This window comes from uncultured Abyssibacter sp., assembly GCF_964000955.1.
Taxonomy (GTDB): Bacteria; Pseudomonadota; Gammaproteobacteria; order Nevskiales; family OUC007; genus Abyssibacter.
The window spans coordinates 1-14496 of sequence record NZ_CAXFCL010000317.1 but is presented as its reverse complement, the minus strand read 5'-3'; the positions used below and the strand labels follow the sequence as shown (position 1 = coordinate 14496).

Annotated in this window: 18 protein-coding genes; 15 read left to right on the top strand and 3 right to left on the bottom strand. The window is 66.1% G+C overall.

What is annotated here, in order from left to right; translation table 11 throughout:
- The 14 genes from ABNS06_RS15235 to mgtE form a co-directional block, all read left to right on the top strand.
- Positions 1-534 (top strand): CBS domain-containing protein (locus tag ABNS06_RS15235; RefSeq protein ID WP_348675450.1); only part of this gene is annotated, 534 nt, incomplete at its 5' end.
- The gene (locus ABNS06_RS15230) at positions 527-1027 is read left to right on the top strand and encodes an HAD hydrolase family protein (protein WP_348675449.1); all 501 of its coding nucleotides are present in this window, start codon (positions 527-529) and stop codon (positions 1025-1027) included. The genes ABNS06_RS15235 and ABNS06_RS15230, both read left to right, overlap by 8 nt.
- On the top strand, positions 1024-1608 hold the full coding sequence (lptC, locus tag ABNS06_RS15225) for an LPS export ABC transporter periplasmic protein LptC (RefSeq protein ID WP_348675448.1): 585 nt from the start codon (positions 1024-1026) through the stop codon (positions 1606-1608). The genes ABNS06_RS15230 and lptC overlap by 4 nt, the downstream gene beginning before the upstream one ends.
- Positions 1601-2098 (top strand): lipopolysaccharide transport periplasmic protein LptA, encoded by a 498-nt coding sequence (gene lptA, locus ABNS06_RS15220; protein ID WP_348675447.1) that lies wholly within the window; start codon positions 1601-1603, stop codon positions 2096-2098. The genes lptC and lptA overlap by 8 nt, the downstream gene beginning before the upstream one ends.
- Positions 2095-2823, top strand: a complete 729-nt coding sequence (gene lptB, locus ABNS06_RS15215) for an LPS export ABC transporter ATP-binding protein (protein ID WP_348675446.1) — start codon at positions 2095-2097, stop codon at positions 2821-2823. Before lptA ends, lptB begins: the two co-directional genes overlap by 4 nt.
- 118 nt (positions 2824-2941) lie before the next feature.
- Positions 2942-4360 carry an RNA polymerase factor sigma-54 gene (locus ABNS06_RS15210; protein WP_348675445.1) on the top strand — a complete coding sequence of 473 codons (1419 nt, stop codon included), beginning with the start codon at positions 2942-2944 and terminating at the stop codon, positions 4358-4360.
- Between the two features lie 57 nt (positions 4361-4417).
- A complete protein-coding gene (gene raiA / locus ABNS06_RS15205; RefSeq protein ID WP_348675444.1) occupies positions 4418-4744 on the top strand; it encodes a ribosome-associated translation inhibitor RaiA in 327 nt (108 codons plus the stop codon).
- Between the two features lie 161 nt (positions 4745-4905).
- Entirely contained in the window at positions 4906-5370 is a 465-nt protein-coding gene (locus ABNS06_RS15200; protein WP_348675443.1) for a PTS sugar transporter subunit IIA, read from the top strand.
- Positions 5371-5377: 7 nt separating this feature from the next.
- A complete protein-coding gene (locus ABNS06_RS15195) occupies positions 5378-5869 on the top strand; it encodes an HPr kinase/phosphorylase (RefSeq protein ID WP_348675442.1) in 492 nt (163 codons plus the stop codon).
- Positions 5860-6714 carry an RNase adapter RapZ gene (gene rapZ / locus ABNS06_RS15190; protein ID WP_348675441.1) on the top strand — a complete coding sequence of 285 codons (855 nt, stop codon included), beginning with the start codon at positions 5860-5862 and terminating at the stop codon, positions 6712-6714. The genes ABNS06_RS15195 and rapZ overlap by 10 nt, the downstream gene beginning before the upstream one ends.
- Positions 6711-7106, top strand: coding sequence for a PTS fructose transporter subunit IIA (locus ABNS06_RS15185; protein WP_348675440.1), 396 nt, complete (start codon positions 6711-6713; stop codon positions 7104-7106). The genes rapZ and ABNS06_RS15185 overlap by 4 nt, the downstream gene beginning before the upstream one ends.
- 12 nt (positions 7107-7118) lie before the next feature.
- On the top strand, positions 7119-7388 hold the full coding sequence (locus ABNS06_RS15180; RefSeq protein WP_348675439.1) for an HPr family phosphocarrier protein: 270 nt from the start codon (positions 7119-7121) through the stop codon (positions 7386-7388).
- Positions 7389-7419: 31 nt separating this feature from the next.
- Positions 7420-9150 carry a phosphoenolpyruvate--protein phosphotransferase gene (gene ptsP / locus ABNS06_RS15175; protein WP_348675438.1) on the top strand — a complete coding sequence of 577 codons (1731 nt, stop codon included), beginning with the start codon at positions 7420-7422 and terminating at the stop codon, positions 9148-9150.
- Positions 9151-9248: 98 nt separating this feature from the next.
- Positions 9249-10607 carry a magnesium transporter gene (gene mgtE / locus ABNS06_RS15170; protein WP_348675437.1) on the top strand — a complete coding sequence of 453 codons (1359 nt, stop codon included), beginning with the start codon at positions 9249-9251 and terminating at the stop codon, positions 10605-10607.
- Between the two features lie 24 nt (positions 10608-10631).
- Here mgtE and msrB read toward each other — a convergent pair whose 3' ends face one another.
- The gene (gene msrB / locus ABNS06_RS15165) at positions 10632-11141 is read right to left on the bottom strand and encodes a peptide-methionine (R)-S-oxide reductase MsrB (RefSeq protein WP_348675436.1); all 510 of its coding nucleotides are present in this window, start codon (positions 11139-11141) and stop codon (positions 10632-10634) included.
- Between the two features lie 96 nt (positions 11142-11237).
- Here msrB and ABNS06_RS15160 point away from each other — a divergent pair, with 96 nt between their 5' ends.
- Positions 11238-11858, top strand: a complete 621-nt coding sequence (locus ABNS06_RS15160) for a mechanosensitive ion channel domain-containing protein (RefSeq protein WP_348675435.1) — start codon at positions 11238-11240, stop codon at positions 11856-11858.
- Positions 11859-11880: 22 nt separating this feature from the next.
- On the opposite strand, the gene pmbA is transcribed toward ABNS06_RS15160, so the two are convergent.
- Positions 11881-13242 (bottom strand): metalloprotease PmbA, encoded by a 1362-nt coding sequence (gene pmbA / locus ABNS06_RS15155; RefSeq protein ID WP_348675434.1) that lies wholly within the window; start codon positions 13240-13242, stop codon positions 11881-11883.
- Positions 13239-14496, bottom strand: a 1258-nt coding sequence (mpl, locus tag ABNS06_RS15150; protein ID WP_348675433.1) for a UDP-N-acetylmuramate:L-alanyl-gamma-D-glutamyl-meso-diaminopimelate ligase, incomplete at its 5' end; no start/stop codon positions are given. The genes mpl and pmbA, both read right to left, overlap by 4 nt.

Below are 14496 nucleotides of genomic sequence, written 5' to 3'. Positions count from 1 at the left end.
GCCTGCCCGCTGAATCTGGCGCCCACGGCGAGCACCACGGCGGCGCTGGCGATGGGCGATGCGCTGGCCGTCGCCCTGCTGGAGGCCCGCGGCTTCACCGAGGCCGACTTCGCGCTGTCCCATCCCGGCGGCTCGCTGGGTCGGCGACTGCTGCTCAAGATCGACGATCTGCTGCATGTCGGCGACGCCGTGCCCCGTGTGCCGGAGTCGGTGACGGTGGCCGAGGCCCTGGTCGAGATGACGCAGAAAGGCCTGGGCATGACCGTGGTCGACGACGCCGACGGCAGAATGGTCGGCATCTACACGGACGGTGATCTGCGCCGCACGCTGGACCGGGGCCTGGATGTGCATGCCACGCCTATCGCGTCGGTCATGGCGAAGCAGCCCAAGGTGATCGCCCCCGGCACCCTGGCTGCGGAAGCGGTCAAGATCATGCAGGATTTCAGCATCACCACTCTGGTGGTCCGCGACGAGGATCGACGCGTGACGGGGCTGTTGCACATGCATGACCTGCTGAGGGCCGGCGTTGTCTGATACCACCAACATCCGCGAGCGCGCCGCGAACATCCGTCTCGTCATTTTCGACATCGACGGCGTGCTGACCGACGGCAAGCTGTACCTGGCACCGGACGGCACGGAGCTGAAAACCTCCAGCGTCCGTGACGGACTGGGGTTGCGGCTGCTGCTGGACGCCGGCATTCAGGTCGCGGTGATCAGCGGCCGTCCCTCGCCCGCCTATGAGCAGCGCCTGCGCAAGCTGGGCGTCGAACACATCGTGCTGTCCACGCGCGTCAAGCTGCCCGCCTACGAGCAATTGCTGGAGGCCCTGGACCTGACCGACGCGGAAGTCGCCTGCATGGGCGATGACGCACCGGACGTGCCGCTGATGCGGCGTGCGGGCCTGGCGCTGACGGTGGCGGATGCCCATACCTCGGCGCAGGAGGCCGCGGACTGGATCAGTCGCTTCAACGGCGGTCACGGCGCGGTACGCGAAGCCTGCGACCTGATCCTGGACGCCCGTTCATGAGTGAGCGCAAGAGCCGTCTTCGGATGAGCGCGCTGACGGCGCCGGCCATCCCCTTGCTCGCCGTGGCGATCATGGGCGCGGTTGGCATCGCGCTGCTCCAGGGGGATTCGCCACCCGCCGAAACCATTGCGGCTCCGCCGCCGGATGCCCGCTCCTATCTCTCCGAAATGCGCCTGCGGCGTTTCGACGAAAACGGCCAGATGGACTACCGCGCGACCGCCGAGCGCGCCACCTACTTCGCCGACGGCAGTCTGGCCCTGAGTACCGTCGATGTGGACTATCTCGGTGGCGACCGCAGCGTGTGGACGCTGACCGCTCCCAGCGGCCGCGTGCCTCCCAGCCAGGACCGCATCGAACTGACGGGGGCGGTGAATGTCCATGGTCGTGACGACGCGGGGATGCCGTTGGATTTCAATACCGAACAATTGCTGGTGGAACTGGAGACCGAAACGCTGCGCTCCGAGGCACCGGTGGAACTGCGCAGCCCCGACAAGCGCATCGAGGCCGTTGGCCTGGTCACCGATTTCCAGGGGACACGTGTCAAGCTGCTCAACCGGGTACGGGCGCAAATCAATGAATGAACTGAAGCGATGCCTGCTGCCGGCCCTGCTCGGCCTGACCCTGCTCGGCACCGTCGCCCATGCACAGTCCGGCCAGCTGACCATTGATGCGGACAATGGCGAACTCGATGAGCCGAATGGCTACAGCGTCTATTCCGGCAATGTCCATCTCCAGCAACAGGACATCGACCTGACCGGAGATCGCCTGACGATCGAGCGACCGAACAACGGCGAATTGAGCGCGACCATGGAAGGCCAGCCGGCCAAACTCACCCACACGCCGCCCGATGCCGACAGCCCGATCGTCGCCACTGCGCGGTCGATGACCTACAACGCCACATCGCGTCAGTTGACGCTGGAAGGTGGTGCGCGCATCGAACGCGGCGAAGACACGCTCAGCGCCGACAAGATCGAGTACAACCTGGCCGACCGACGGATGCGCGCGGCGGGCGGCGAATCCGAACGGGTGCGGATCACCATCCCGGCGCCCGACGTTCCGGACACGCCATGAGCACGACATTGCGCGCCAGCAACCTGCGCAAGAGCTACAAGAAGCGCACGGTGGTCAAGGACGTCAGCATCCACGTCAATGCCGGCGAGGTCGTCGGCCTGCTGGGCCCCAACGGCGCCGGCAAGACCACGTCGTTCTACATGATCGTCGGCCTCGTCGCCGGCGATGCGGGAACGATCACCCTCGGCGAACGCGACATCAGCCGCATGCCCATGCATGGCCGCGCCCGGCTGGGCGTCGGCTACCTGCCACAGGAGGCGTCAGTCTTCCGCAAGCTGACCGTCGCGGAGAACGTGCTGGCGATCCTGGAAACCCGCCGCTCGTTGTCCAAGGCACAGCGACAGGAAACCCTGGAAGGCCTGCTCAAGGAACTGCACGTCGAACACGTGCGCGACACGCTGGGGATGAGCCTGTCCGGCGGGGAGCGCCGCCGCGTGGAGATCGCCCGCGCGCTGGCGGCGGACCCGCAGTTCATCCTGCTGGACGAACCCTTCGCTGGCGTCGACCCCATCTCGGTCGGTGACATCCAGCACATCATTCGTCACCTGCAGAGTCGCGGCATAGGCGTACTGATCACCGACCACAACGTCAGGGAGACGCTGGGCATCTGCTCGCGCGCCTACATCCTGTCGGAGGGGGAAGTCATCGCCGAGGGGGCACCGGACACGATCCTGGACAACCCGCAGGTTCGATCCGTCTATCTCGGTGAATCCTTCAAGCTTTAGCCTGCGGATATTTTCGCGGCATCAAATTCCCGTTAAGCAAAAATGCTGCCACCCGCTTGCGTGGCAGGAACACGGCAGCGTATCTTCAAGCCATGTTCTCCAGTGAAGCAACACCATAATGCGTCCAGCCCTTGCATTGCGCATGGGGCAGTCGCTGGCGATGACGCCGGCGCTGCAGCAGGCCATCCGCATGCTTCAGCTGTCGACGCTGGATCTGCAACAGGAAATCCAGCAGGCGCTGGACTCCAACATGATGCTGGAGCGCTCCGACGAACTGGAAGCGGCTCCCGAGGACGCACCCACGCCGGAATCGGCGGACTCCAAGACCACCGACGACGCGATTCCCGACGATCTGCCGGTGGACGCCGAATGGACCGACATCTATGACGGCAGTTCGCATCGCTCGCGCGAGGCCGACGAGGCCTGGTACGAATACCGGCAGGCGAATCTGCATCGCAAGACCAGCCTCCGCGACCATCTGACCTGGCAGTCCGGTCTCGCGGGCTTCTCGGACACCGAGGACGAGATCGCCGCGCACCTGATCGACGCCGTGGACGAGCGCGGCTACCTTACGGACTGGCCGGTCGTGGAACAGCGTCTGCTGGAACTGGGTCACTCGCCGGACATGATCCGGTCCGTGCTCGACACGGTGCAACGCTTCGATCCGTCCGGCGTCTGTGCCCGGGATCTTGGCGAATGCCTCTGTCTCCAGCTGGATGCGCTGAATCACGGTCCGGTGGTGGATCTGGCCAAGGCGATCGCCGCCGAGCACCTTGAACTGCTTGCACGTCACGACCTGCGAGGCCTTTCGCGGCTCCTCCGGCAGCCGGTGGATGTCGTCTCCGAGTCGGTGGACCTGATCCGCAACCTGCAGCCGCATCCCGGCGCCGAGTATGTGGATCACGAGGCGGAATACGTCGCCCCGGAGGTCTTCGTCAGCAAGCGCAACGGACGCTGGTCGGTTTCGCTCAATCCGGACATCACGCCCAAGCTGCGCATCAACGCGGACTATCTGGGCCTGGTGAAGCGCGCCGATCAGAGCGAAGACCAGCAGTGCATGAAGCAGCATCTGCAGGAAGCGCGCTATTTCCTCAACAGTCTGAAGAGCCGGAACGAGACGCTGCTGCGCGTTGCGCAGTGCATCATTGAACAACAGCGGGCTTTTCTGGAATATGGCGAAGAGGCCATGAAGCCTCTCGTCCTCCGGGACGTTGCCGAGCAGCTCGGCGTGCACGAATCGACGGTGTCGCGTGCGACCTCGTCGAAATACATGCATACGCCGCGTGGGCTGTTCGAGCTGAAATATTTCTTCTCAAGCCACGTCTCAACCGTGGAAGGAGGTCAGTGCTCAGCAACCGCGATCCAGGCCATGATTCGGCGGATGATCAAGGAAGAGCCTCCTGAGAAGCCGCTGTCGGACAGCCGCATTGCCAAACTGCTGCTCGAAGACGGCATCCAGGTCGCACGGCGCACCGTCGCGAAGTATCGAGAAGCGATGGACCTGCCACCTTCCCACGAGCGTCGCCGCTTGGTCTGACCCGACGTCCTCCACGACCGGAGGCCGTCGCATGTTTTCAGATTCAGGAGTGAACGCATGAACCTAAATATCTCCGGCCACCACGTCGAACTGACCGATTCGCTGCGCGAGTTCGTGACACAGAAGCTGTCACGCGTGGAGCGACATTTCGATCATCTCATCGATGCCGAGGTCATCCTCACCGTCGAAAAGATTCGACACAAGGCGGAGGCAACACTCCACGCCAGCGGCAAGAACCTCCACGCGGAGGCCGTCGCTGACGACATGTACGTGGCGATCGACCAGCTGATCGACAAGCTGGATCGCCAGACCCGACGGTTCAAGGAACGCGTCACCAACCATCACGGCAAGGGACCACAGCGCATCGCGGAGATGCTGCAGTAAACCAGTCGGGTTTTCCGGCGGGCTGACCATGGCCTGTCCGGGGAGGAGCCCAGACCAGCGAGGCCGGGGACGCATGGCGACCCGGCCTCGCGTTGTTTTGGTTGTTACACTACGGGCATCCGATTACTCATCGACGACTGACTTTGTCACGGAGATTTCCGATGGAACTAGCCGATCTCCTCGCACCTGCCCAGGTCCGCACGCTCGGATCGATCGCGAGCAAGAAGCGCGCGCTGGAAGAGTTGTCCAAGCTGCTGGTGGAAGTCGCGCCTGATCTGAGCGCCACCGACGTACTGACCAGCCTGGTCAATCGCGAAAAGCTCGGCAGCACGGCGCTGGAAGGCGGCGTCGCCATCCCGCACGGGCGGATACGCGGGCTGGACAAGCCGGCCGCCGCTTTCGTCCGCCTGGAAGCCGGTATCGACTACGATGCCAGCGACGGCTCCACCGTGGACCTGATCTTCGGTCTGCTCGTCCCGCAGGAAGCCACGCAGACACATCTGGAAATTCTCAAGGCAATTGCCGAGCGCCTGTCCGACGACGGCTTCGTACAGGCGATGCGCAACGCGACATCGGACGAGGCGCTGTACGAGCAGATCGTCTCCGAACTGCCCACCCAGGCCTGAAGGCCACTTGACCACCCGGCACGGCGTCCTGATGGCCATGTACGGGCGCGGCGTGCTGCTGACCGGTGACAGCGGCACCGGCAAGAGTGAACTCGCCCTGCAACTGATCCGCCGCGGTCATGCGCTGGTCGCCGACGATGCCCCGGAATTCGAGCCTGACGGTAACCACTGGACCGGCCGCTCGTCCGTCGCGCTGCGCGGGCGGTTGCAACTGCGGGGGGTCGGCGTGATTGATGTCCCCGCGCTGCTGGGGGACCACGCCATCCGGGACGCCATCCGCGTCGATCTGCTGATCCACCTGACCCGGGTGCCCGATACCGACGCCCGCCCACTGGACGGTTCGGTGCCGGCCCAGGTGGAATTCCTGGGCCAGCCGCTGCCGCAGTGGAGCATCCCGGTGGACAAGGCACCCGCGTCACCCGAGCTGATCGAACTGGCCGTACGCAGCGCCGGGCTTGCCGACGAGCAACCGATGATGGAGCCTGTGACGTGGAACTGATCGTGGTCAGCGGCCTGTCCGGCGCCGGCAAATCCGTCGCGCTGCGGGTGCTGGAGGACCAGGGCTTTTTCTGCATCGACAACCTGCCGATGGCCCTGCTCGACTCGCTCGCGACCCATGCGGAGGCTGCCGCTAAGGCGCCAAGCCAACTGGCCGTCGGCATCGACGCCCGCGCCTCGGGCGACGAGCTGGAAGGCTACAGTGAACACATCACGGCGCTGCGTGCCCGCGGCATCCGGGTATCGACGCTGTTCCTGGAAGCCGACGAGGATGTGCTGCTCCGCCGCTTCAGCGAGACCCGCCGCAAGCATCCGCTAACCGACGCCGACATCACCCTGCGCGACGCCATCGCCCGCGAGCGCACGTTGCTCGACCCGATCGCCGACTGCGCGGACATCATCCTCGACACGTCGAAAACCAATGTGCACGAACTGCGTGAGCGCGTGCGGCATCGCATCGGCGGCGCGCCAGACGCGTCGCTGACCGTGCTGTTCATGTCTTTCGGCTTCAAGTACGGCGTGCCCGATGACGTGGACTACGTGTTCGACGTGCGCTGTCTGCCGAACCCGCACTGGAAACCGGCGCTGAAACCGCAGACCGGTCAGGACCCCGATGTCGCCGAGTACTTGGCCAGCCTGCCGGCCTGTCAGGCCCTGGAAGACGATATCGCGGGCTTTCTCGAACGCTGGCTCCCCGCCTTCGAGGGCGAGGACCGGACCTACATCACCGTCGGCATCGGCTGCACCGGTGGCCGCCATCGTTCCGTCTATCTCGTCGAGGCCCTGGCCCGACGGTTCCGCACCGCGGGTCGGGCGATTCAGATCAGACACTCGGAATTGGCATGAGCTGCGGACTACTTCTCGTCACCCACGGCCGGCTGGGCCAGCATCTGCTGAGCACGGTTCGCGACGTGATAGGCGAACTGCCGCTGGAGACCGACATCCTGGAGGTGCGCCGCGTCCAGGACACCGAGGTTCTGATCCGCCAGGGCAACCGGATGATCGACCGCCTGGATTCCGGCGACGGCGTACTCATCCTCACTGACGCCTACGGCTCCACGCCCGGCAATCTCGCCACCCGCATCGCGGCGGACCAGCGCACGCGCGTGGTGGCCGGCGTCAACATGCCCATGCTGCTCCGTGTCTTCAACTATCACGATCAGGGTCTGGACGCCCTGTCGACGGCGGCCATCGAGGGCGGCCGGCGCGGCATTGTCGACTGCCAGCAACCCGACTAGAGAGCGCCCGCCATGCCAAGCCGCACCGTCACCATCGTCAACAAGCTGGGCCTGCACGCGCGCGCGACCGCCAAGCTCGTCACCTGCGCGCGGCAGTTCGAGAGCCGCGTCACGCTGCGCCGTGGCGACCGCGAAGTCAGCGGCAAGAGCATGATGGGCCTGATGATGCTTGCCGCCGGCAAGGGCACGGAACTGGAACTGGAAACCGACGGGCCCGACGCCGAGGCGGCGCTGGACGCCGTCGCCGCTCTGATCGCGGACCGGTTCGGCGAGGACGCGTGACCCGGCGCCGCTCACGACATGAGGCGCTGACATGAGCCTCTGGCTCTCGGGCATCGGCGTGGCGCGCGGCATCGCCATCGGCCGCGCGATGAAGATCGTCTCCGGCGATCTGGAGATCCCCGAGTACGCGCTGGAGCCCTTCGAGGTCGAGGCGGAGATTCGCCGCTACCGGTCAGCGCTGCGTCGCGCCCGCCATCAGCTCAAGGACGTGCAGGAGCGGATCCCGAAGGGCACGCCGGGGGAGATTTCGGCGTTCATCGAATCACATCTGCTGATGCTCGAGGACCGCGCCTTCTCCGAGGCGGTGGAGGAGTTGATCAGCGAGCGCGGCGTCAACGCCGAGGCCGCCCTCAAGAGTCAGCGCGACACGTTGATCCGCGTGTTCGAGGCGATGGAGGATCCCTACCTGCGCAGCCGGCGGGACGACGTCGAACACGTGGTCTCGCAAATTCAGCGCATCCTGCTCAAGAACGACAAGCCGCTGGGGGCCCGGGAAGCCGCGCACGAAAGCACGTCCATTGTCGTCGCCGATGACATCACCCCCGCGGACATCATTCTGCTGCACCGCCAGGGCGTCGCGGGGTTCGTCACCGAGTCCGGCGGGCCGCTGTCGCACACCGCCATCCTGGCGCGCAGCCTGGGCATTCCCGCCATCGTCGGCCTGCACGGCGCACGCCGCCTGCTCGAGGATGGCGAGGTTCTGATCGTCGACGGTCACGCCGGTCACGTCGTCGCCGCGCCGGCCCGCATCACGCTGGATTTCTACGCCCGACGCCGGCAACGCGACGCGCGCTACCGGCGGATGCTGCTGCGCCTGAAGGACGAGCCCGCGACCTCGCGGGACGGGCAGACGATCCGTCTGCTGGCGAACATCGAGCTGCCCAGCGATGTCGGCCACGCGCTGGAGGTCGGCGCCGAGGGCATCGGGCTTTACCGCACGGAATTCCTGTTCATGAACCGCGATGAACCGCCGGGCGAGGAGGAGCAATACCTCGCCTACCGCGAGGTGATCGCCGCGGTGCACGGTCCGGTCACGATCCGGACCCTGGATCTGGGCGCGGACAAGCAGTCCGAAGCGATCCGCGTGTCACAGGCGACGAACCCGGCACTGGGCCTGCGTGCCGTCCGCCTCTGCCTGCGTGATCGCAACCTGTTTCGCACCCAGCTGCGTGCCCTGCTCCGCGCGGCCACGGCGGGCCAGGCGCGCATCATGATCCCGATGATCTCGAACATCTTCGAACTGCGGCAATGCATGCAGCTGATCGCGGATGTCCGACGCGAACTGGCGGCCGAGCATCGCGAGTTCAGCGAGGACAGCCAGGTCGGCGCGATGATCGAGGTACCCGGCGCCGCGCTGGCAGCGCCGTGGCTGGCGCGTGAATGCGAGTTCTTCTCCATCGGCACCAACGACCTGATCCAGTACACGCTGGCGATCGACCGCGTGGACGACGAGGTCAACTACCTCTACGACCCGCTGCATCCCGCCGTGCTGCAACTGATCCGCCGCACCATCGAGGCCGGGCGCGACGCCGGGATTCCGGTGTCGATGTGCGGCGAGATGGCCGGCGACACGCTGCACACCAAGCTGCTGCTGGGTCTGGGCCTGACCGAGTTCTCCATGCACCCGGCCAGCGTGCTGGAGGTCAAGCGAATCATCCGGGACTCGAACCTCGCCGAACTGCGCGAGCGCACGGACACGCTGCTCGCCAGTACGGACCCGGACGCCGCCCGCCGCATCATCGACGAAATCTCCGAGATGTAACCCCGCGCGCGGACGCGAACACCGTCCGATCCGCGCGTCGCTGCTGTAGCAACCGCGCAAGCTGCGTAGAATGCGCGCCAGTCTCCGGGAGCATTTCCATGGCCGAAGCGGCTGAGCAACAAACCGCGGAACACCGGCTGGGACGTCTCCGCGATGCGCTGGACAGCGGCCGGCTGGTGCCGGTCCGGCGCATCCTCAAATCCCTGCACCCCGCCGAAATCGCCCGGCTGCTGGAATCGCTGCCGCATGCCGAGCGCAAGGTTGTCTGGGGTGTCGTCGATGTCGATGACCAGGGCGAAGTGCTGCTGCACGTCAATGACGAGGTGCGCGCCGCCCTGATCCAGGGCATGGAGCCCGAGGACATCATCGCGGCGGCCCGCGATCTGGACATCGACGACCTCGCCGACTTCGTCGACGACCTGCCGGAAACGCTGACCGAGCAGGTGCTGCGCTCCATGGACCTGGCCAACCGCCAGGCCCTGGAAAAGGTCATGTCTTACGCCCCGGACACCGCGGGCGGCCTGACCAACACGGACACCGTGACCATCCGGCCCGACGTCACCCTCGATGTGGTGATGCGCTACCTGCGGCTGCGCGGCTCGCTGCCGGATCACACCGACGTGATCTACGTGGTCGATCGCTACGGCCGGTTCATCGGCGGCCTGTCGCTGGAACGCCTGCTGATGCACGACCCGAGCGAACGTGTCGCAGAGGCGATGGACACCGAGCTGGAGCCGTTATCCGATGACCTGCCAGCACGCGAAGTCGCCCATCAGTTCGAGAACCACGACCTGATCTCCGCCCCTGTGGTGGATGCGCATCGCCTGCTGATCGGCCGGATCACCATCGATGACGTCGTCGACGTGATCCGTGACGAGGCCGAGCACAACCTGATGAGCATGGCCGGCCTGGACGAGGAGGAGGACATCTTCGCGCCGGTGGCCTCCAGCGCGAGACGCCGCGCAGTCTGGCTGGGTATCAACCTGCTCACCGCGCTGCTGGCGGCGCAGGTGGTCGGACTGTTCGAACACGTGATCGACCAGGTCGTGGCGCTGGCCGTGCTGATGCCGGTGGTCGCCAGCATGGGCGGCATCAGTGGCAGCCAGACGCTGACGCTGATGATCCGGGGGCTGGCGCTGGGTCAGATCGGCAGCGGCAATACGCGCTCACTGCTACGCAAGGAAATGGCAGTGGCCGCGATCAACGGGATCCTGTGGGCGCTGGTGGTCGCGGGGATCGTGCTGGTCTGGTTCCGCAACCCGACGCTGGGCGCCGTGATCGCGCTGGCGATGATCGTCAACCAGTTGTTCGCCGCGCTGTCCGGCTTCGGGATTCCGCTGATTCTGCGCAAGCTCGACATCGACCCCGCGCTCGCCGGCAGCGTCGTGCTGACGACCATCACCGATGTCGTCGGTTTTTTCGCGTTTCTGGGACTGGGCGCGCTGGTCCTGCTCTAGGACCGCCCCGGGATTGGGCGCCGTTCAGGCCGCGTTGCGCAGACTCGGCAACTCCTGTCCCTCCGGCACGAACTCCAGCGCGATGCCGTTGTTGCAGTAGCGCTTGCCGGTGGGCTGCGGCCCGTCGTCGAACACGTGGCCCTGATGACCGCCGCAGCGTGAGCAGTGATACTCGGTGCGGGGCAGGATCAGCTTGAAATCACGCTTGGTTTCGACCGCGCCTTCCAGCGTGTCGAAGAAGCTGGGCCAGCCGGTGCCGCTCTCGAATTTCATGCTGGCGTCGAACAGCGGCTGATAACAGGCCTTGCAGATGTAGGTGCCGGGCCGTTTTTCCTTGTTGAATTCGCTGGTCCAGGGACGCTCGGTCCCTTCCTTGAACAGGACGCGGAACGCGGCGTCATCATCCAGAATCTTGCGCCATTCGCGTTTCGTGAGGTCGAGTTCAATGTCCATATCGTCCTCGCTGTTGGCGTGAACCACGGGCGCGGTCACGCCCAGTGCCATGAAGGCTTTCAGAATATCGCGTCGGTTCATGATGAAGCCAGTGTTGTCCTGATCAATGCTGTCTTCCTACAGACCGGGTGTTGCCCGCACAATTCTCAGCCTCCTGATTTCGGACAACCGATACCAATGGATGTTGCGTTACTCGACAGCCTGAAGAACGTACCCGAGGAAATCTGGCTGCTCGCCCGGATTCTCCTCATCGCGGTCCTGACCTGGATCGTGCTCCGGCTGATCCGCCGCGTCACCCGGCAGTTGATTGATCGCAAGCTGCTCACCGGACGCGGGGAGATCGCGTTCCGCGGGATCAGCCGCGTGCTCGTGCTGCTGATCGCGGGCCTGTTCATGCTGGAACAACTGGGCGTGTCCACCGGCACGGTCTGGGCGGCGGTGTCCGCGGTACTGGTGATGATCGCGGTCGGCTTCGTCGCGGTTTGGAGCGTGCTGTCGAACGCGCTGTGCTCCATGCTGCTGCTGATCTATGCCCCGTTCCGGGTCGGCGATGATGTCGAACTGGTCGACCCGGCGAACGGGTTCAAGCTGGCCGGTCGCGTCATCGACCTGAACCTGCTGTTCGTGACGCTGCGCGAAACCGTCACCGGTCCGGACGGCGAACACGAGGATGTGACCCTGCGCCTGCCGAACAACCTGTTCTTTCAGCGCGCGATCCGCAGCCGGCCAGGCCGTTCCACCGTGCCGCTGACCGACGCCGGCGGGCTGGCGACGGTGACTTCGAAGAAATCGGCCTGAGCAAACAGCCGGTCGCCGGTGGTTACTGGCCGGCGACCGTCATGCCGTCGACCAGAATCGAGCCGGTACGGCAGTTGCCCCGGATGTCGACGTCGCGGCCCACGGCGCGGATGTTTCTGAACATGTCGCCGAGATTGCCGGCCACGGTGATCTCGTCCACCGGTTCACGGATTTCGCCGTTGCGGACCAGAAAGCCGCTGGCGCCGCGAGAGTAATCCCCGGTCACCATGTTCAGGCCCTGCCCCATCAGTTCGGTCACCAGCAGGCCGTCGCCCATTTCGGTCAGCAGCGCCTGAAAGTCCAGCTCGCCCGGCTCGACGACGATGTTCGCCGGGCCGCCGGCGTTGCCGGTCGTCTCCAGCCCCAGCCGCCGCGCGGAGTAGCTGCCCAACAGATAACCCTGGAGCACGCCCCGCTCGTCGATCAGCGTGCGGTCCGCCATGGCCACGCCCTCGCTGTCGAAGCTGCGACTGCCGGCCGCGCGCGACAGAAACGGCCGCTGGGTGATCCGTACGCCCGGCGCGAACACCGGCTTGCCCTGGGCATCGAGCAGGAACGATGCCCGTCGGTACAGGTTGCCGCCGGAGATCGCGGCGAGAAAATGTCCGATCAGTCCGCGCGCGAGTTCCGGGGTGTACAGCACCGGCATCGCCGCGGTCGGAATCGACCGCGCGCCGAGCCGTGACGCCGCGCGCTCGCCTGCGCGTCGGCCGATATCGGCCACCGCCTCCAGGTCCTCGTGCCGCCGCGCCGAGCTGTACCAGTAGTCGCGCTGCATCTCGTCGCCGGACTTGGCGAGCACGGAACAGGACACGCTGTGCGAAGTGCCGAGCCGGTGCCCGACGAATCCCTGGGTGTTCGCCAGCAAGGTCAGGCCGGCGTGGGTGCTCACCGTGGCGCCCTCGGACTGGAACACGAGCTCATCGGCCTCCAGACCCGCTGCTTCGCAGGCCAGTGCCATGTCGATGGCCTCGACGACGGACAGGGACCAGGGATGGTGCAGGTCCAGGTCGGGGAAGTCGGTCGCCTGACGCTCGGGATCCGGCAGGCCCGCATAGGGGTCCTCGCCGGTGTGACCGGAGATGGACAGCGCGCGGTCGACCACCTCGTTGAGCGATGCCTCCGACCAGTCCGCGGAACTCGCCGAGCCGGAGCGCTGACCGCGGTAGGCCGTCAGACTCAGATCGCGATCCCGCTGAAACTCCACCGACTCGACGTCACCGCCGCGCACGGTCACGGTCAGCCCGACGCTGATCGACATGGTCGCGCCCGCCGCGGTGGCGCCGGCACCGGTTGCCTGCGCCAGCACGCGCTCCAGGCTGGCGGCCAGCGCGTCGGGGTTCGGAAGGCTCTGGTCGATGGTCTGGGTGGGCAGGCTGGTCATGCATCCTCCAGGCGTTGAATCAGGCGGCCGTGTATGCCCTCGAAACCGCCGTTGGACATCACCAGCAGATGACGCGGGCCAGGCGTGACGCCGGGACGGCACACGGCGTCGATGATCGATGCCACCGACGCATGCACCTCAGCCCGATCGCCCAGCGGCCGCAAGGCCTCGCGCAGACTCCAGCCCAGATGTGGCGGTTCCAGCACGTGGACCTCATCGGCACCGGCCAGACTGGCCTGCAAGGCCTCACGGTGATGCCCCTGTTTCATGGTGTTCGAGCGCGGCTCGAGAACGGCGACGATCGGTTCGTCGCCGACACGCGCACGCAGCGCCCGGATCGTCTCGCTGATCGCGGTCGGGTGATGGGCGAAATCATCGTAAATCACCGTACCACCGACCTTGCCGCGCGTCTCCAGCCGCCGGCGCACCCCCTCGAATCGGCGCAGCGACTCGGCGGCCTGTTCGACGGGCACGCCCACGTGCCGCGCCGCCGCCGCCGCGGCCATCACGTTGCGCGCGTTATGCGCGCCGAGCATCTTCCATCGCACTTCGGCCACCGCGCCGGCGGGATCGACCAGCTCGAAACTGGACCAGTCGTCGCTGAGCGCGCGCATCTGCCAGCCGTCCGGCGAGCCCAGCACGATCCGTTCGCTCCAGCAGCCCTGGTCGAGCACGCGCGACAGCGCGACGTCGTCGGATGGCACGATCACCGCGCCATTGCCCGGAACGGTTCGAATCAGATGGTGGAACTGGCGTTCGATCGCGGCCAGGTCGTCAAAGATGTCCGCGTGGTCGAATTCCAGGTTGTTGAGCACCGCCGTGCGGGGCCGGTAGTGGACGAACTTGGATCGCTTGTCGAAGAAGGCCGTGTCGTACTCATCCGCCTCGATGACGAAGAAATCACCGCTGCCCAGCCGCGCGGACACCGGGAAGTTGCCGGGCAGGCCACCGATCAGGAAGCCGGGCGCGTATCCGGCCGACTCCAGCATCCAGGTGAGCACGGAGCTGGTCGTCGTCTTGCCATGCGTGCCCGCCACCGCCAGCACCCAGCGGGACTGCAGGATCGCGTCGGACAACCACTGTGGCCCCGAGGTGTATCGCAGACCGCGTTCCAGCACGGCCTCGACCACCGGGTGGCCGCGCGACAGCGCGTTGCCGATCACCACGATGTCCGGTGCCGGCTCCAGCTGCGCCAGGTCCTCGCCCGGCGACACGGCGATGCCCTGCTCCGCAAGCAGCGTGCTCATCGGCGGG